At 61.5% G+C, this 17,412-nt stretch carries 15 protein-coding genes and 1 pseudogene; 8 read left to right on the forward strand and 8 right to left on the reverse strand.

The genetic code is table 11. The features are described from left to right. Positions 1 to 127 precede the first annotated feature (127 nt). From ACZ3GY_RS16885 to ACZ3GY_RS16905, 5 genes are all read right to left on the reverse strand, one after another. Positions 128 to 646 carry an Hcp family type VI secretion system effector gene (locus ACZ3GY_RS16885; protein WP_465911192.1) on the reverse strand — a complete coding sequence of 173 codons (519 nt, stop codon included), beginning with the start codon at positions 644 to 646 and terminating at the stop codon, positions 128 to 130. A gap of 455 nt (positions 647 to 1,101) precedes the next feature. Next, a complete protein-coding gene (gene argA, locus ACZ3GY_RS16890) occupies positions 1,102 to 2,400 on the reverse strand; it encodes an amino-acid N-acetyltransferase (RefSeq protein WP_463562498.1) in 1,299 nt (432 codons plus the stop codon). Between the two features lie 118 nt (positions 2,401 to 2,518). Next, on the reverse strand, positions 2,519 to 3,664 hold the full coding sequence (gene argE / locus ACZ3GY_RS16895) for an acetylornithine deacetylase (protein ID WP_465911193.1): 1,146 nt from the start codon (positions 3,662 to 3,664) through the stop codon (positions 2,519 to 2,521). A gap of 80 nt (positions 3,665 to 3,744) precedes the next feature. Then, entirely contained in the window at positions 3,745 to 5,010 is a 1,266-nt protein-coding gene (locus ACZ3GY_RS16900) for an inorganic phosphate transporter (RefSeq protein WP_465911194.1), read from the reverse strand. Positions 5,011 to 5,048: 38 nt separating this feature from the next. Next, positions 5,049 to 5,729 (reverse strand): TIGR00153 family protein, encoded by a 681-nt coding sequence (locus ACZ3GY_RS16905; RefSeq protein WP_463562501.1) that lies wholly within the window; start codon positions 5,727 to 5,729, stop codon positions 5,049 to 5,051. A gap of 299 nt (positions 5,730 to 6,028) precedes the next feature. Here ACZ3GY_RS16905 and ACZ3GY_RS16910 point away from each other — a divergent pair, with 299 nt between their 5' ends. The 8 genes and pseudogenes from ACZ3GY_RS16910 (at position 6,029) to ACZ3GY_RS16945 (ending at position 13,717) form a co-directional block, all read left to right on the forward strand. After that, entirely contained in the window at positions 6,029 to 7,399 is a 1,371-nt protein-coding gene (locus ACZ3GY_RS16910) for a CYTH domain-containing protein (RefSeq protein WP_465911197.1), read from the forward strand. A gap of 67 nt (positions 7,400 to 7,466) precedes the next feature. Continuing rightward, complete coding sequence (locus tag ACZ3GY_RS16915) at positions 7,467 to 8,207, forward strand: DUF502 domain-containing protein (protein WP_463562503.1); 741 nt, start codon at positions 7,467 to 7,469, stop codon at positions 8,205 to 8,207. A gap of 195 nt (positions 8,208 to 8,402) precedes the next feature. Continuing rightward, the gene (gene tfpB, locus ACZ3GY_RS16920; protein ID WP_465911199.1) at positions 8,403 to 10,187 is read left to right on the forward strand and encodes a type IV pilus assembly ATPase TfpB; all 1,785 of its coding nucleotides are present in this window, start codon (positions 8,403 to 8,405) and stop codon (positions 10,185 to 10,187) included. 579 nt (positions 10,188 to 10,766) lie between these two features. Then, a pseudogene (locus ACZ3GY_RS16925) lies at positions 10,767 to 10,985 on the forward strand (HAMP domain-containing protein); the annotation flags it as partial. A 144-nt stretch (positions 10,986 to 11,129) separates the two neighbouring features. Continuing rightward, positions 11,130 to 11,843 (forward strand): methyl-accepting chemotaxis protein, encoded by a 714-nt coding sequence (locus ACZ3GY_RS16930; RefSeq protein WP_465911841.1) that lies wholly within the window; start codon positions 11,130 to 11,132, stop codon positions 11,841 to 11,843. A 76-nt stretch (positions 11,844 to 11,919) separates the two neighbouring features. Next, on the forward strand, positions 11,920 to 12,843 hold the full coding sequence (locus ACZ3GY_RS16935; protein WP_463562505.1) for an SPFH domain-containing protein: 924 nt from the start codon (positions 11,920 to 11,922) through the stop codon (positions 12,841 to 12,843). Positions 12,844 to 12,846: 3 nt separating this feature from the next. Beyond that, the gene (locus tag ACZ3GY_RS16940) at positions 12,847 to 13,299 is read left to right on the forward strand and encodes an NfeD family protein (protein ID WP_463562506.1); all 453 of its coding nucleotides are present in this window, start codon (positions 12,847 to 12,849) and stop codon (positions 13,297 to 13,299) included. A 115-nt stretch (positions 13,300 to 13,414) separates the two neighbouring features. Beyond that, positions 13,415 to 13,717, forward strand: a complete 303-nt coding sequence (locus ACZ3GY_RS16945) for a DUF2388 domain-containing protein (RefSeq protein ID WP_465911201.1) — start codon at positions 13,415 to 13,417, stop codon at positions 13,715 to 13,717. A gap of 192 nt (positions 13,718 to 13,909) precedes the next feature. Here the strand turns inward: ACZ3GY_RS16945 and gcvH are convergent, their stop codons facing one another. The 3 genes from gcvH to ACZ3GY_RS16960 form a co-directional block, all read right to left on the reverse strand. Then, positions 13,910 to 14,293: a glycine cleavage system protein GcvH gene (gene gcvH / locus ACZ3GY_RS16950; protein WP_465911202.1), complete on the reverse strand. Its 384-nt coding sequence runs from the start codon at positions 14,291 to 14,293 to the stop codon at positions 13,910 to 13,912. Between the two features lie 112 nt (positions 14,294 to 14,405). After that, a complete protein-coding gene (gene gcvT / locus ACZ3GY_RS16955; protein WP_465911203.1) occupies positions 14,406 to 15,500 on the reverse strand; it encodes a glycine cleavage system aminomethyltransferase GcvT in 1,095 nt (364 codons plus the stop codon). 207 nt (positions 15,501 to 15,707) lie between these two features. After that, positions 15,708 to 17,324, reverse strand: a complete 1,617-nt coding sequence (locus ACZ3GY_RS16960; RefSeq protein WP_465911204.1) for an ABC transporter permease — start codon at positions 17,322 to 17,324, stop codon at positions 15,708 to 15,710. Positions 17,325 to 17,412 lie beyond the last annotated feature (88 nt).

Genomic DNA, 17,412 nt, shown 5'->3' on the forward strand with positions numbered 1-17,412 from the left:
CCTTGTTCCTCGTGCAATGCAGCGGCGACCGCAACACCCAGGCAGGGCGTTTGTGGACGCAACGTTCTTGAAGTACGCAAACAGCATCGGCCAGCAGAGCTGGCCGATGCTTGAACGGTCGGCGGGCTTAGCCTGCGACCGGGGAGCGCCAATCATCGGAGCCCGAAGTACCGGAGACTTCGTGGGTCCAGGTGATTTTGCGATAGGTGAAATGCACGTCTTCCAGATGAGTGAAGTGTGCGTTGGCCGGATCCTGGCAGTTATGCATGTAGTCCTTGATGTCGACGATGATCGCGTCTTCAAGTTTGGTGGTGTAGTAGTGCTCCTGAGTGCCTTGGGCAGAGGTGCGGTACCACTGAATTTCGATGCTGGTCATACGTTCACCAGAGGTCAGGGCTGCCAGCAGCAGTGGCGAAGCCTTGTCGAAAACCTTGGTGATGACGACGGGCTTGTGCACGCGCTGACCGGTCGGCTGGCCCGACTGTGGGTCACGCGGGATGATCACCTCGTGGTTGAAGCCCTGAACCATGACCTGGTCTTCGTGACCTTCCTGGTAGGTATTACCAACCGAGTCCGCGGTGAACGCGCCGGCGGTGATCAGGCCTTGTTTTTCGCCAGTGATGGATATGTACGCAGGTGTTGCCATGGATGCTCTCCTTGCAAGAAGTTAGGGTGCCCGGAGGCGAAATCGCCGCTGGGTTCCCGCTTGTAATCAAGCTTCATGCCAGATTTTGAAAAGTGTAAGTAAACCAACTGTTTCCATGCCGAATGAGTAAATTTCTTTCCGCATTGTTAAGGAATACTCCAGGAAAGTGCGCAAGAAGTTGCGCGCTACTGTGCAGGTTCTTGCGCACAAGGGTTCATCTCCACTAATGCCGGGGTGTTCAGGTGTATATCGACTGGATAATACTCTTCATCGTGTGCAACTTCTTGCGCAATGGGTTTCTGCATGGGAGGAGTCGTTAAAAGGCGAATGTAAGTTAATTTAAAAATTGCTTGAGCCAACTTATGCCGCTAGCGAACTCGACTTGGCAAACGAGCGGTTCATTGACATAACACTGGAACAGCACGCCCCAAGTAATCACTCGCTACCTTTGCCTGTTAAAGCGCTTTCTCGAAGATCTTCGAATTACGTTGGAAGTTGTATAGCGAAGCGCGCGCCGCCGGCATGCGCTCGACGCTGCTTGGCTCGAAACCGCGTTCGCGGAACCAGTGCGCCGTGCGGGTGGTGAGCACGAACAGGGTGTTGATACCTTTGGCCTTGGCCCGCTCCTCGATGCGTTCGAGCAGTTCGTCGCCGCGCCCGCCGTGGCGGTACTCGGGATTGACCGCCAGGCACGCAAGCTCACCACAGGTCGAGTCGGCGATTGGGTAGAGCGCGGCGCAAGCGATGATCATGCCGTCGCGTTCGACGATGCTGAATTGGCCGATCTCGCGCTCAAGCACTTCCCGGGAGCGGCGCACCAGAATGCCCTGCTCTTCCAGTGGGCTGATCAGCTCGATCAGGCCGCCAACGTCCCCGATATTCGCCTCGCGCAGCGATTCGAACTGCTCGGGGTCGACCAGGGTGCCGCCCCCATCGCGGGTGAACAACTCCGTCAGCAGCGAGCCGTCGCCGGTGTAGCTAACGATATGGCTGCGCTTGACGCCGCTGCGACAGGCCTGGGCCGCGGCATCCAGCAGCTCACCCTGATAGTCGCTCCCCAGGCGCGAAACATGGGCTGGAACCTGTTGCGGGCGTAGTTCACGGATCAGCTTGCCGTCGTCGTCGAGCAGACCCTGCTGGCTGCTGAACAGGATCAGCTTGTCGGCAGCCAGATCGATGGCCGCGCGCATGGCCACGTCCTCGCAGGCCAGGTTGAATATTTCGCCGGTTGGCGAATACCCGAGCGGCGACAGCAGCACGATATTGCGCTCGTCGAGCTGACGGTTGATGCCCTTGCGGTCGATACGCCGCACCTCGCCGGTGTGGTGATAGTCGACGCCATCCAGCACGCCGATGGGCCGCGCGGTGACGTAGTTACCGCTGCTCACCCGCAGGCGCGAGCCCTGCATCGGCGAGGCGGCGATATCCATGGACAGACGTGCTTCGATAGCGATGCGTAGTTGGCCGACCGCATCGATCACACACTCCAGGGTCGGGCTGTCGGTCACGCGCAGGTCGCGGTGGTAAACCGGTGTCAGCCCACGACTGGTCAGGCGTGCCTCGATCTGCGGGCGCGAGCCGTGCACCAGCACCAGACGCACACCGAGACTGTGCAGCAGCACCAGATCGTGGACGATATTGCCGAAATTCGGATGAGCGACCCCTTCGCCCGGCAGCATGACCACGAAGGTGCAGTCACGGTGAGCGTTGATATAGGGCGAAGCGTGGCGAAGCCAGTTGACGTAGTCGTGCATGTGCAGCGGAACCCTTGTGAAAACGAAGGAAGCATCAATGGGCGCGAAGCAAGACGCTTCGCTGGCGTACTCGGTGCGTTATCGTCGTCGCAACGGCATCAGGGGGACGCTCCTCGTATCAGTTCGGGGTCAGGCAATAGTGCTGGATCAGTTGGCGCAGCAACTGCACCGTCGGCACCAGGCGGTCAGTATCCAGATACTCACCGGGCTGGTGCGCGCAGTCGATATCACCGGGGCCAAGTATCAGCGTCTCGCAACCAAGCTGCTGAAAATACGGGGCTTCGGTACCAAAGGCTACCGCCGCTGCAGTATGCCCGGTCAAGCGTTCGGCAAGGCGCACCAGCTCGGCGTCGGCGACCTGCTCGAAAGGCGGCACGCTGGGGAACAACGGTGCGAAGTCGATGCTCACCTGATGTTGCTCGGCCAGGGGCTGCAGCTTCTGGCGAATCGCCGCGCGCAGCGCTTCCGGCTGCATGCCCGGCAACGGGCGCAGGTCGAACTCTAGGGAACATTGGCCGCAGATCCGGTTGGGGTTGTCGCCGCCATGGATGCAACCGAAGTTGAGGGTCGGTTGCGGTACGCTGAATTGCGGGTTGCGGTACTCCTGCTGCCATTGGCGGCGCAGTTGCATCAGCTCACCCATGACGTCGTGCATGGCATCCAGCGCGCTATGGCCCAGCGCCGGATTGGAGGAGTGCCCGCTCTGCCCGAGGATGTCGATGCGCTCCATCATCACACCCTTATGCAGGCGGATCGGTTTGAGCCCGGTCGGCTCACCGATCACCGCAGCGCGGCCAAGCGGCCGCCCGGCTTCGGCCAGGGCCCGCGCGCCCGACATCGAACTCTCTTCATCGCAAGTGGCGAGGATGATCAGCGGCTGCTTGAACGGCTGGTCGAGCAGCCCCTGAACGGCCTCGATGATCAGCGCGAAGAAGCCCTTCATGTCACACACGCCAAGGCCTACCCAACGATCACCCGTGTCGGTCAGCTTGAGCGGGTCGCTTTGCCACAAGGCTTCGTCGAAGGGAACGGTGTCGCTGTGCCCGGCCAGCACCAGACCACCAGGCCCGCTACCCAAGGTCGCGATCAGATTGAATTTGCCTGGCTCGATCTGCTGCTTCTCGCAGGCGAAGCCCAGGTCGCTCAGCCAGTTGGCCAGCAGATCGATGACCTGAAGGTTCGATTGATCCAGCGCAGGCTGCGTGCAACTGACCGATGGCGCGGCAATCAGCGCCGCGAAACGATCCTTGAGGGTAAATGACATGGCGGCTCTCTCGGGTCGGTCGCTTCATCATAAAGAGAAGCAACGCCCGCGAGAACCGCCAATGGGGAATTGCTGCTCCCTTACAGGAAGATCAGCATGAAGATCTCTAGGTAGATGATCGCAAGCGCAGCACCAATTGGCAGCGTCACGACCCAGGAGGTGAAGATCTTGCCGACCACTGCCAGGTTCAGTGCACCGATGCCACGGGCCATGCCGATACCCAATACCGCACCCACCAGCGTGTGCGTGGTAGAGATCGGCAAGCCAATACCGGAGGCAGCGACTACGGTGGCGGCAGTGGCCAGTTCGGCAGCGAAGCCACGGCTTGGCGTCAGCTCGGTGATCTTCTTGCCAATAGTGGCGATCACCTTCCAGCCATAGGTGGCCAGGCCGATGACGATACCCACGGCCCCCATCAGCAGCACCCAGCCTGGCACCGACGACTGGCCACCGATGACCATGTCGCCACCGGCTTCGATCACCCCGACCACAGCAGCCAGCGGGCCGACTGCGTTGGAAACGTCACTGGCGCCGTGAGCGAAGGCCATGGAGCAGGCGGTGAAGATCATCAGCACCGCGAAGACTTTCTCGACGCTGGCGAAGTGGAAATCCTTGTCGGCTTCCTCGTCCAACTTGATGCGGCGCAGCAACAGGATGCCCAGGCCGGCCACCAGCAGGCCGACACCGGCAGACAGCAGAATGCTTTGGCCGGTGGTGAAGTTCAGACCAACATGCTTGAGGCCTTTGGTGAAGGTCATCAGCGCCAGCATGAAGCCGGTCAGGAACATATACACCGGCACCCAACGCTTGGCATTGCGGAACGGGTCTTCGGTATCGAAGATCAACCACTGAACGCTCATGAACAGGCCGAAAGCGAGCAGCCCGGAAATGAACGGCGTGACCACCCAGCTCGACACAATAGGTACCAGGCCGCCCCAATTCACCGCATCGACCGACACGCTGACCGAAGCGAAACCGATAATCGCGCCAACGATGGAGTGCGTGGTCGACACCGGCCAGCCGCGCAACGAGGCGATCAGCAACCAGGTACCGGCCGACAACAACGACGCCATCATGCCCAGCACGAACATGTCGGCGGGAATCACCGATGCATCGACGATGCCGTTCTTGATGGTTTCGGTCACCTGGCCACCAGCCAGGTAGGCACCGCAGAATTCGAAGACCATGGCGATGAGAATCGCCTGCTTGATGGTCAGTGCCTTCGCACCCACCGAAGTGCCCATGGCATTGGACACATCATTAGCACCGACACCCCACGCCATGAACAAACCAAAGCAGCAGGCCATCACGAGGAGTACGAAACCGTAGTCCGCGACAAGAGACATAGAGATTTACCTGTAAACCCAGAAAGGATGCTGGCGGCTTAGCGCGCCAGCAGTTGTTCCAGCCGGTTGCCCACGCGCTCGGCGCGATCGGCAATGTCTCCGACCCAGTCGATGATCCGATAGAGGAACATCACATCGACTGCGGGAAGATCCTTTTCCAGTTTGAACAAGGTGCGGCGCACCTCGATCTGCTGGCGGTCGGTCTCGCGCTCGATTTCTTCGAGCTCCTCGACCATACGCTCGACCAGAGTGGCCTCACGACCGGCGAAACCCGCCTCGAGCAGCGAATCCAGCTCCTTCATTGCCTTCAGCGCCTGGGCGCTGGCATCCACGCAACGACGCACGTACGCCAGCATCAGCGGTTGCAGGTCGACGGGAATGGTCATGGAGCGGCCCAGCATCAGCCCGGCGATGTCCTTGGCCCGGTTGGCCACTTTGTCCTGAGTGCTGAGCAACTCCAGCAGATCGGAACGTGGCACGGGCAGGAACAAGCTCTTGGGCAGGTGCATGCGCACATTCTTCTTGAGTTTGTCCGCTTCGTTCTCGAGGCGAACCATCTCTTGCTGCACCTGCTCGACGCGCGCCCAGTCTTCGGCCATTACCGCCTCGAAGAATGGCACCAGATTGGCGGCGCACTCATGAGCCTTGGCGATATGCTGCTGCATCGGCCCGATCGGCGAGCGGCCAAAAAGGCTGCTGATGAACGGATTGCTTGGCATGGGGGTGACCCCTGTCTGTCAAAGAGGCGGCAAGTATACGGATGACATCCGAGGCAAGCCAGCACGTGTCATCGTTCCGTCACAATGTCGCATTTCCTCACGGATTTTCAGCGAACACCGGGGAAATATCAGCGAAACTATAACCATGCATAGCTTAGCCAAGCCGTTATCGACAGCCAGTACCGTTCGCCGACCTGCATCCGCCGCACTTTTCCACTACCCTGTACGCCCTAACGTGCCGGGCAGCGTCCAGCACCGTGCAACCCCCGCCGCCGTCGCCGTTTCACCGAGCCCTCGCAATGAATAAAGAAACCGAAATCAAACTGCGCGCCAGTCGCGAAACCCTGGCTGCCCTGCAAACCCACCCACTGCTGAAGAAACGCAGCAAGGCTGGCTGGGAGACAAGCGAGCTGTTCAACCAGTACTTTGACACCGAAGCGCGTGACCTCGCTGGCGCCAAGGTCGCCCTGCGCATTCGCAAGGATGGCGATCAGGTAATCCAGACCCTGAAGAGCCGTGGCCAGAGCGTGGCCGGGTTGTCCGAGCGTAACGAGTGGGACTGGAACCTGGCCAAGGCCAAGCTGGATCTGAAAAAACTCGACGACAGCTGCTGGCCAGCCAGCCTGACGGAGCTGGACAAAAAACAACTGAAGCCGCTCTTCACTACTGATTTCGTTCGCCAACGCACGGAGATCGCCTGGGGCCGCGGCAAGGCCCGAGTGATCATCGAGGCCGCTCTGGATCTGGGCAAGGTGGTCGCTGGCAAGCAACAGGAAGAAATCTGCGAGCTGGAACTCGAGCTGCGCCAGGGTGAACCCGAAGCACTGCTGGAGCTGGCCGCCGAACTGGCCGCCGACCTGCCATTGATGCCCTGTGACATCAGCAAGGCCGAGCGTGGTTACCGGCTGTTCGACGAAGGTAGCTACAACCTGCACTTCCCTACACCGGAACTGCCGTCCGAGCAGAGTCTGGACGACAGCGTCGCCGCCATCGGCTGGTTCCTGCTCGGCAGCAGCCAGCGCCTCGCCGAGCAGTATCGTCACAACGGCCACTGGCGCCTGCTGGTTGAGTGGCAGCAGTGCCTGATCGACCTGCGTGCCCTGCTCGGCAGCCTCGGCCAAGCGGCACCGCGTGCCAGCAGCAGCGAGCTGCGCAAACTGCTCGACGCGCTTCTGGAAGACTGGCGCCCACGAGTGCTCGCCGGCCAGGAAGACGACGCGGCACGCCAGGATGCGCCTGCACAATTCACTGCCGAACTGGCACAAACCCGCTGGGGCCTGTTCTCGCTGAACGCCTCGCGCTGGTTGCTGAGCCGTGCCTGGACGGCCTCGCGCAACAAGCGTGGTGACCGCCAGGGCGCTGCCGCCCTGCAAAGCTGGTTGCCGACCTTCATCGCTGAAGAAGGCCGTGATCTGCAGCTCAAGCGCTACCAACAGCAGCCTGAGGATCTCGCCGAGCAACTGCCACGTCTTGAGCGCCTGTTGCTTTGGCTGCATCTGGCACGTGGCGTGCTCGAGGTTGCCGAGACCGACCGACTGTTTGGTGAGCTGAACAAACTGGCTGAACTGGCCAAGCGTCCGCTGAGTCCAGAAGAGCTGGAGCCGCGCATGACTCAGACCCAGATCATCATGAGTCTGAAACCCTGGAAAACGCTGCTGAAAAACGGCTGATAGCGGGTGACAAAAACAGGCAGGTAGCCCCCTACCTGCCTCGCTTCGACGACAGGATTCTCCCTCGATGTTCAAACTCAGCCTGAAATCCATCATCGCAACCTGGCTCACCGGCCTGCTGGCCTTGCTGCCACTGGCGCTGACCATGGTGGTGTTGGCCTGGATCGTCAGCCTCCTGAACAACCTGATCGGCCCGTCCACCGCCATCGGCAGGCTATTCGCCGCCCTCGGTACACCGTTCGCCAGCAACCCCTTTCTGGCCTACCTGCTCGGCAGCCTGGTGTTGCTGATCAGTCTCTATCCACTGGGACTGGCGGTAAAACTGGGCTTACGCCGCCCCCTCGGCTGGCTGATCGACGTGACCTTGCGCCGTACACCACTGATCGGCAATTTCTACAACCTGGCCGACCGCTTCGTCGGCCTGCTGGACAAGAAGAACACCGACATCACCAGTATGCGCCCCGTGTGGTGCTTCTTCGGCGGTGATGGCGTAGCGGTTCTAGCGCTGCAACCCAGCTCGCAACCGGTGATACTGGAAGGCCGCCCGCACTTCGCGATTCTGGTGCCCACCGCGCCGATCCCCATCGGCGGCGGCTTGCTGTATGTCCCGGTTGAGTGGGTGAAATCAGCCAATATGGGCGTCGACGCACTGACCAGCATTTACGTGTCCATGGGACTGACGCCACCGCCAGCGCTTCCCGTACAGGGCCTGGAAGACGACAGCGCCAAGGACAGAACAGAAGATCGCCCCCCCTCGCAAGAGCAGTTGCCCCTCAACAACGAGCAGCCACCCGCGCCGAGGGTATGACACGACCCGCAGGGCCTGCTCGATAGCCTGACCCACTTCGGGCCGCGCGAGACAACCAGTAGCCTGCTAGATGTGTTTCACCGTGCGGGGCCGACAGCAGCAAACCTTGAACAGGCGCTTAGTCAGCACAACGACAATCAGGCATGCTGGCACCCCGCACGGAGCACCCCACTCAACGGATATCCAGGAGCCCGCATGTCCAGCCTCTCGCCTTCCGCCCCCGACCGCCTGCTGGATCTCAACGAGCTGTTGCGCGAGCTGGTTGCCCAAGGGCGGGTCTCCCAGGAGAATGCCGAGCAATGCCTGGCAATCCGCCGTAGTGGTGCCAACAACGACCTGCATCCGCTGGAGTTTATGGCTGCTCAGCAACTCGACGATCTGTCGAGACCGGGACGCAAGCACGATCTGGAAGGTCTGACCCTGTGGTTGGCAGAGCTTGCGGGCCAGCCTTATCTGCGTATCGACCCACTGAAGATCGACGCCGCAGCGGTCACGCCGCTGATGTCCTACGCCTTCGCCCAGCGGCACAAGATCCTGGCCGTCGCGGTGAACGCCGAATCGGTGACCATCGCCAGCGCCCAGCCCTTCATGCACGGTTGGGAAGCCAACCTCACCCACGTACTGAAGCGCTCGATCAAGCGTGTGGTAGCCAACCCGGCGGACATCCAACGTTTCACCGTGGAGTTCTATCGCCTGGCCCGCTCGGTCAGCGGCGCGACGAACAGCGATGCGAAGATCAGCAACGTCGGCAACTTCGAGCAACTGCTCAACCTCGGCGCACAGGATCAGGAACCGGACGCCAACGACGCCCACGTGGTGAACATCGTCGACTGGCTGTTCCAGTACGCTTTCCAGCAGCGCGCCAGTGACATCCACATCGAGCCGCGACGGGAACAAGGCAGCGTGCGCTTTCGCATCGACGGCGTGCTGCACACCGTCTACCAGTTCCCGGCCCAGGTCACCATGGCTATCGTCAGCCGTCTGAAGACGCTGGGGCGGATGAACGTCGCCGAAAAGCGCAAGCCCCAGGACGGCCGGGTGAAAACCAAAACGCCCGCCGGTAACGAGGTCGAGCTGCGCCTGTCGACCCTGCCGACCGCCTTCGGCGAGAAGATGGTGATGCGGATCTTCGACCCGGACGTGCTGCTGCGCGGCTTCGACCAGTTGGGCTTCAGCCCGGACGACCTCAAACGTTGGGAGAGCATGACCCGCCAGCCCAACGGCATCATTCTGGTTACCGGCCCCACCGGCTCGGGCAAGACCACCACGCTGTACACCACACTCAAGCAGCTGGCGACCGACGAGGTGAACGTGTGCACCATCGAAGACCCCATCGAGATGATCGAGGGCGCCTTCAACCAGATGCAGGTGCAACACAACATCGACCTGACCTTCGCCAGCGGCGTGCGAGCGCTGATGCGCCAGGACCCGGATATCATCATGGTCGGCGAGATCCGCGACCTGGAAACCGCCGAGATGGCCATCCAGGCAGCACTGACCGGCCACCTGGTGCTGTCGACCTTGCACACCAACGACGCGCCAAGCGCCATCACGCGCCTGCTCGAACTGGGCGTGCCGCACTACCTGCTCAAGGCCACCTTGCTCGGCGTCATGGCCCAGCGTCTGGTGCGTACGCTGTGCCCACACTGCAAGGCGCCTCTCGAGCTCGAAGAAGCAGACTGGCAGGAGTTGACCCGGCCCTGGAACGCACCGCTGCCAACCGGCGCGCACCGCGCCGTGGGCTGCGTGGAGTGCCGGGAAACCGGTTACCGCGGACGCGCTGGGGTGTATGAAATCATGGTACTAAACGACAGCCTCAAGCCATTGATCAGTGCCGACACTGACCTCACCCCACTGCGCCGCCAGGCCTTCAAGGACGGTATGCGCAGCCTTCGCCTGTCCGGCGCGCAGAAGATCGCCGCTGGCCAGACCACCATTGAGGAAGTGTTGCGCGTGACACCGCAAAGCGAGCAGCGTTAATCTCCGCTAAACGGGCTCACCGGGCCCGATTCAGCCAGGAGCGGCGCCATGAATATCCGCCAGAAGATGCTTGCCTGCGGGGCTGTCAGCATCATTGCCACACTTCTGGTGGGAGGCATCGGCCTCTGGGGCCAGGCACTGCTGGGAAATGCCCTGGCCGCCAACGAAGTGAATGCCAACGCACTGCGCAATCACATGGACGGCGACATGATGCACGACGCCTTGCGCGCCGATGTGCTGGGAGCATTCCTCACCGTACCCGGTGACAGCGCTGCGGCCACTCAGGTGCGCGATGACCTGAAAGAACACAGCGATCGCTTTCGTCAGGCCATGGCAGAAAACAGCAAGCTGCCGCTGGCTGCCAACACTCGCAAGGCCATCGATGAGCTCGGCCCGGCGCTGGAAAACTACATCCAATCAGCGACCCGCATCGTCGAGCAAGCCCTCGTTGATCCCACAACAGCACGCACGCTGATGCCCGAGTTCTCGCGCAGCTTCAGCGAGCTGGAAGAGCGCAATGAAACCGTCAGCGCGCTGATAGAAGCCAGCGTGGCACAGACCCGAACGGACAGCGAGGCCATGGTGCGCAAGGCATCATGGTGGCAATGGATCGGCCTGGGTCTGGCGTGCCTACTGATCCTGTGGATTACCCGGCGCCTGCTGCAGTCGGTACTGCAGCCCTTGGCGAAAGTCATCCACGCTGCGCGTACCATGGCCCAGGGTAACCTGAGCACGAGCATCAGCGTCGATAGCAATGACGAAGCCGGCCAACTGCAACAGGCCCTGGCGGATATGCAGATCAGCCTGCGCAAGATGATCGAGACGATTCGTAGCGAGAGTGAAGAGCTGCGCAAGACGTCCCAGAATATCAGTCGAACCTCCAGCTCGGTGGCCAGAGGCGCCAGCGAGCAAGCCGACAGCGCGACCAGCATGGCCGCCGCCATGGAGCAGATGATCGGTAATATCGCGCAGATCGCCGAACACGCACGCAGCGCCCGCGACATCTCCGAACAGTCGGAGCACCTGACCAACAGTGGCGGGCAGGTCATTCTCGGCGTGGTAGAGGGCATGAATCACATTGCCGATGCGGTCAATCAGTCCTCGCAGACCATTACCGCACTGGGCCAGTCATCCGAGGAAATCAACTCGATCATCCAGGTGATCCGAGGCATCGCCGAGCAGACCAACCTGCTCGCACTCAATGCTGCCATCGAGGCGGCACGTGCCGGTGAGGCCGGGCGGGGCTTTGCCGTGGTGGCCGACGAAGTGCGCAGCCTGGCAGCGCGTACCGCGCAGTCGACCCAGGAAATTACCGGGATGATCCAGCGCATTCGCGAATCCACCGCGCAGGCCGTCAAGAGCATGGATTCGGGTGTCAGCCGGGTGAACGACGGCGTCGGCATGGCGCAGCAGGCCAACACCTCGATCAGCGATATTCGCCAGGGCGTGCAGCGCTCGGCGCAGATGGTCGATGAGATTTCCCACACCATCAGCGAACAATCCAAGGCTAGCAACGAAGTCGCCAAACGTGTGGAGATGATCAGTGAGGTGGCCCAACATAACAATCTGGCCATGCAGGATCTGGCCACCATGTTGGTGCACATGAATAACTCGGCCGAAGCGGTGCAGGCCTCGGTGAAACGTTTCGAACTCTAAGTCCGCATCATTGCAACGCAATCTCCAGTACGCTTGCAGCCCATTCGAATAGACATTCAACAGGGATCTTCTTTTTATGGAAATCGGTACTGCAGTCGTCTTCCTCTTCGTTGGCTTGGCATTCGCCATTGTCTTCATGGGCTTCAAGGTCGTCCCGCAAGGGTCGGAATGGACAGTCGAGCGCTTTGGACGCTACACCACCACACTCAAACCCGGCCTGAATATCATCGTGCCGGTGATGGATCGCGTCGGCCGCAAACTCAATGTAATGGAAAGCGTGCTCGACATTCCGCCTCAGGAAGTCATCACAGCGGACAACGCCACCGTGCAGATCGATGCGGTGTGCTTCTTTCAGGTGATCAATTCAGCCCAGGCCGCCTACGAGGTGAACAACCTCGAACACGCCATTCGCAACCTGCTGCAGACCAACATCCGTACCGTGCTCGGTTCCATGGAGCTGGACGCCATGCTCAGCCAGCGTGACGGCATCAACGAGAAGTTGCTGAGAACCGTTGACGAGGCTACCGCGCCCTGGGGCATCAAAATCACCCGGATCGAGATCAAGGACATCAGCCCGCCTGCCGACTTGATGGCGGCGATGTCCGGCCAGATGAAGGCCGAACGCATCAAACGTGCGCAAATTCTCGAGGCTGAAGGCCTGCGTGCCGCCGCCATCCTCACTGCGGAAGGCAAGAAGCAAGCGCAGATCCTCGAGGCAGAGGGCGAGCGCCAGGCGGCGTTTCTCGAGGCAGAAGCGCGTGAACGGGCTGCCGCTGCAGAGGCCGAGGCGACGCGCGTGGTCTCGGTGGCAATTGCCGAGGGTAATGTGCAGGCGGTCAATTACTTCGTTGCCCAGAAGTACATCGACGCCCTCGGTAAACTGGCCAGCGCCAACAACAGCAAGGTTATCCTGATGCCACTGGAAGCCAGCCAGATGATCGGCTCGATCGGTGGTATTGGCGAGATCGTCAAAGCTACATTTTCCGACAAGAAGGCCTGAGTCATGCTGGCTTATCTGCAGAACCTGACGTTCTGGGACTGGCTGGCACTCGGCACCGTGCTGCTGATTCTCGAGGTGTTCGGTGCGGGCGGTTACTTGCTGTGGATAGGCATCGCCGCGGCCAGTATCGGTGTATTGACCTACGTGATCCCCGACACGCCATGGGCGCTGCAATTCATCCTGTTTGGCAGCCTGTCCGTGCTGACGGCGGTGTTCTGGTGGCGGCGCCAGCGCAGTTCTGGTCAAACCTCCGAGCAGCCGGGCCTGAACCGCCGCGGCCAGGAACTGCAGGGACGACGCTTCGTGCTGCACGAAGCTATCGCTGGGGGGCGCGGCAAGATCAAGGCAGGAGACTCACTGTGGCTGGTGGTTGGTCCGGACATGCCGGCCGGCACCCTGATAGAAGTGATTGGCCAGGACGGTGTCTTGCTGAAGGTTCGTGCGGCAGACACCTGAAACGACTCACTCGCGATACCAGCACTGCACGCAGACCGCTATCCGAGAATACGGTGGAACCAGTCGCAGCGCTGCACACTCCTAAGCAATAGGAAAATCAACAGGAGTTACTGCTATGCGCCGTTTAAGTTCGTTGTTGTTCGCCGGCCTGTTCTTGGCCGCATCCTCCCAGGCATTCTCCGCCAACCTGCGCGATATCCTCTCGTCGGGTGCGACCACTGCGTCGACCTACCTGACGTTCAAGGACAACAAGATGATCATCCCTGCGCAGGATGACGCCAGCAGTTATGTCGCCACTAATGGCGAGATCCGCGGGCCGTACCTGGAAGCCGCACTGCAGAAAATCCGTGCGGATCATCCTGATCTGCAAGCCAGCGACCTGGAGCTGGCTACTGCGATCCTCACTGCCCAGCAGTGATAAAAAAGCCGGCTCGAAACAGGCCGTGTGAAAACGTAGCGAGCGAAGGTCAGGCAAGGCAAAAACCGGCGAAAAAGCGCAGTTTACGAGTTGTAAATGAGCATTTTGAGCCGGTTTTTAACGCCGCATGACCGAGCGCAGTAGTTTTCACACAGCCTGGATAGCCGGCTTTTTCTATACAGCCTCGAAGACTCAGCCGTCGATGCTCGCCTCATAACCAGCGCTGTCGAGCAGCTTCTCCAGTTGCGCGGCGTCGCTAGGCTGCAGTTTGAAGAACCAGCTGCCGTACGGATCATTGTTGACGCTTTCCGGGCTGTCAGTGAGTGTCTCGTTGATTGCGATCACTTCACCACCGACCGGCGAATAAATGTCGGATGCGGCCTTCACCGATTCCACCACACCAGCGTCCTGGCCAGCTTCCAGCACCTTGCCGACTTCCGGCAATTCGATGAACACCACATCGCCCAGAGCTTCCTGAGCATGATCGGAGATGCCCACGGTTACGCTGCCGTCGGCCTCCAGTCGCGCCCACTCGTGGCTGGTGGCGTAACGCAGATCGGCGGGGATAGAGCTCATGTTGTCGTTCCTCATCAGACAGGACGGCGACCGCGCCGTCAGGGAAATTTAGCAGGTGCGCACAGGTTGCATCCAGCCGCTCGCATGCAGCGACCGTAACGAGTCGACCGTATCAGATCAACACTTTACCGTGGCGTACGAAATTCGGCTGCACAACGCGTAGCGGGTACCACTTACCGCGGATTTCCACCTCAGCGCGATCCCCCGTCTTGGCCGGCACACGAGCCAGGGCGATGGACTTGCCCAGTGTGGGCGAAAAGCTGCCGCTGGTGATCTCACCCTCGCCCACGCCATCGACCCGAACCACCTGCTGAGCTCGCAGCACGCCACGCTCCTCGAGCACCACGCCAACCAGACGCGAGTGCGAACCGTCCTGATACTGACGCAATAACGCCTCACGGCCGATGAAAGCGCGCTCGGCTGGCTCCCAGGCCAACGTCCAGGCCAAGTTGGCAGCCAGCGGGGAAACCTGCTCGTCCATGTCCTGGCCATAGAGATTCATGCCGGCTTCCAGGCGCAACGTATCGCGTGCACCCAGGCCGATCGGTGAAATACCCGCGCCGACCAGGTCATTGAAAAAGGTCACCGCTTCGCCAGCCGGCAACATGATTTCCAGACCATCTTCACCGGTGTAGCCGGTACGCGCGATGAACCATTCACCATCGGGCAACCCCTGGAACGGCTTGAGCTCGTGGATCAGGCTGGCACGGGCCTGGCTCACCAGCTCGCTGGTCTTGGGGCGTGCCTTGGGCCCCTGGATGGCGAACATCGCCAGATCGCTGCGCTCGCGCAGTTCGACAGCGAAGTCGGTGCTCTGCGCACGCATCCAGGCCAGATCCTTGTCGCGGGTCGCGGCATTGACTACCAACCGGTAGGTCGGCGCACTCGAGGCCTCGAGCAGATAGACGATCAGGTCATCGATCACGCCGCCTTCTTCGTTGAGCATGGCGCTGTACAGCGCCTTGCCCGGCGCTTGCAGACGCGCCACATCGTTGGCCAGCAGGTGCTGCAGGTAGACTTGGGCTTCGCCCCCCAGCACATCGACGACGGTCATGTGCGAGACGTCGAAAACCCCGCAGTCACGACGCACCTGGTGGTGCTCCTCGACCTGCGAGCCATAGTGCAGCGGCATGTCCCAGCCGCCGAAGTCGACCATCTTCGCGCCGAGCGCGAGGTGCAGGTCGTAAAGAGGTGTGCGCTGTCCCATGGGATCTCCTTCCGGGCGTTGCAAGGCCGTGGCGCGCACTGATCGGGCCATTCCAGATGATTTTGGAAATGGCTGCATGACGGGCCGCAGCGAATGGCGCGCATTGTAGCCGCATGGTCGGGGCCGGTCATCTTGGACATTGGCAAGCCTTGTAACAAAGCCCGCCAGGCGGGCCATGGAGCGGCTCTGCGCCTGCCTGGAGACCGTTTATCCGAATCGCCGGGCAGAGCGGCGGATGAGCAGAATCACCGGTAGCAGGCCCACCAGCACCAGCGTCAGCGCCGGCAATGCGGCCCGCGCCCACTCACCTTCACTGGTCATTTCGAAGATGCGTACGGCCAGGGTGTCCCAGCCGAACGGGCGCATCAACAGCGTGGCGGGCATTTCCTTGAGCACATCGACGAACACCAGCAGCGCCGCGGCCAAAGCGCCGGGCATCAGCAGTGGCAGATACACACGCAAAAACAGCGGCACACCGCCGACGCCCAAGCTGCGCGATGCTTGCGGCAGCGAAGGACGAATCCGCGCCAGGCTGTTTTCCAGCGGCCCGTAGGCCACTGCCAGAAAGCGGATCAGATAAGCCAGCAACAACGCGCCAAGGCTGCCGAGCAGCAGGGCTTTGCCGGCGCCACCCAGCCATGTCGACAGCGGGATGACCACCCCGTTGTCCAGGCCGCTGAAGGCCAGCATGATCGCCACGGCCAGCATCGAACCAGGTAGCGCATAGCCGAGGTTGGCCAGACCGACGGTGGCGCCCATCAGCCGCGTAGGTGCCAGACGCCGGGCGAACGCCAGCAGCAACGCCACAGACACCGTGATCAGTGCCGCCATTACGCCCAGGTACAGGGTGTGCAGGATCAGCGCCAGGTAACGCTCATCCAGATCGAAGCGCCCGCGCTGCCAGAACCACACCAGCAGTTGCAGCACCGGGATGACGAACCCGCAGGCGAACACCAGCAGGCACCCGCCACTGGCTGCGAACGCGCGCCATCCACGAAGATGGTACAGCGCCCCGCTACGCGCTCGCTCGGCGCAAGGCCGCACCGCACCACGTGCGCGACGCTCGCCGTAAAGCACCAGCATCACCGCGAACAGCAGCAGGCAAGCCAGCTGCGCGGCGCTGCCCAGACTATAGAAGCCGTACCAGGTCTTGTAGATGGCCGTGGTGAAGGTATCGAAATTGAAGACCGACACGGCGCCGAAGTCGGCCAGGGTCTCCATCAGCGCCAGCGCCAGCCCGGCACCAATGGCGGGTCGTGCCACGGGCAGGGCGACCCGCCAGAAAGCTTGCCAAGGCGAATGACCGAGGGTGCGTGCCGCCTCCATCAGCCCCCGGCCCTGGGCCAGGAATGCATTGCGCGCGAGCAGGTAAACGTAGGGGTAGAACACCAGCACCAGAACGATGATCACCCCGCCGGTGGAACGCACTCGCGGAAACCGCACGCCACTGCCGAACCATTCACGCGCCAGGGTTTGTACCGGCCCGGAGAAATCCAGCAGGCCGACGAACACGAACGCCAGTACATACGCGGGAATGGCGAATGGCAGCATCAGCGCCCAATCGAGCCAGCGCCGCCCGGGGAATTCGCAAAGGCTGGTCAGCCAGGCCAGGCTCACGCCCAGCACCGTTACGCCAACGCCCACGCCAAGCACCAGGGTCAGGGTGTTGCCGATCAGCCGTGGCAGTTGCGTCTCCCACAGGTGCGACCAGATCTGCCGATCCACCTCGTGCCAGCTGGCCAGCAGAACCAGCAGGGGCATGAGCACCAACAGGGCCACGGCAAAGGCGATGGGATACCAGCGGCGCTGGGCGGGATGAGCCACGCAAACTCCTAGAAAGCGCAAAGCACGACGCCCCGGACAGGCCGGGGCGTCGAATTACCAGTGTCTGACGAGTGGGTTTAGGGCCCGT

Source organism: Pseudomonas sp. PME37.24/006 (assembly GCF_055556635.1).

What these genes read in the sequence shown, in the direction of transcription:
- ACZ3GY_RS16885 (WP_465911192.1), bottom strand. Translation starts at nt 646, where the DNA reads ATGGCAACACCTGCGTACATATCCATCACTGGCGAAAAACAAGGCCTG.
- argA (WP_463562498.1), bottom strand. Translation starts at nt 2,400, where the DNA reads ATGCACGACTACGTCAACTGGCTTCGCCACGCTTCGCCCTATATCAAC.
- argE (WP_465911193.1), bottom strand. Translation starts at nt 3,664, where the DNA reads ATGTCATTTACCCTCAAGGATCGTTTCGCGGCGCTGATTGCCGCGCCA.
- ACZ3GY_RS16900 (WP_465911194.1), bottom strand. Translation starts at nt 5,010, where the DNA reads ATGTCTCTTGTCGCGGACTACGGTTTCGTACTCCTCGTGATGGCCTGC.
- ACZ3GY_RS16905 (WP_463562501.1), bottom strand. Translation starts at nt 5,729, where the DNA reads ATGCCAAGCAATCCGTTCATCAGCAGCCTTTTTGGCCGCTCGCCGATC.
- ACZ3GY_RS16910 (WP_465911197.1), top strand. Translation starts at nt 6,029, where the DNA reads ATGAATAAAGAAACCGAAATCAAACTGCGCGCCAGTCGCGAAACCCTG.
- ACZ3GY_RS16915 (WP_463562503.1), top strand. Translation starts at nt 7,467, where the DNA reads ATGTTCAAACTCAGCCTGAAATCCATCATCGCAACCTGGCTCACCGGC.
- tfpB (WP_465911199.1), top strand. Translation starts at nt 8,403, where the DNA reads ATGTCCAGCCTCTCGCCTTCCGCCCCCGACCGCCTGCTGGATCTCAAC.
- ACZ3GY_RS16930 (WP_465911841.1), top strand. Translation starts at nt 11,130, where the DNA reads ATGGAGCAGATGATCGGTAATATCGCGCAGATCGCCGAACACGCACGC.
- ACZ3GY_RS16935 (WP_463562505.1), top strand. Translation starts at nt 11,920, where the DNA reads ATGGAAATCGGTACTGCAGTCGTCTTCCTCTTCGTTGGCTTGGCATTC.
- ACZ3GY_RS16940 (WP_463562506.1), top strand. Translation starts at nt 12,847, where the DNA reads ATGCTGGCTTATCTGCAGAACCTGACGTTCTGGGACTGGCTGGCACTC.
- ACZ3GY_RS16945 (WP_465911201.1), top strand. Translation starts at nt 13,415, where the DNA reads ATGCGCCGTTTAAGTTCGTTGTTGTTCGCCGGCCTGTTCTTGGCCGCA.
- gcvH (WP_465911202.1), bottom strand. Translation starts at nt 14,293, where the DNA reads ATGAGCTCTATCCCCGCCGATCTGCGTTACGCCACCAGCCACGAGTGG.
- gcvT (WP_465911203.1), bottom strand. Translation starts at nt 15,500, where the DNA reads ATGGGACAGCGCACACCTCTTTACGACCTGCACCTCGCGCTCGGCGCG.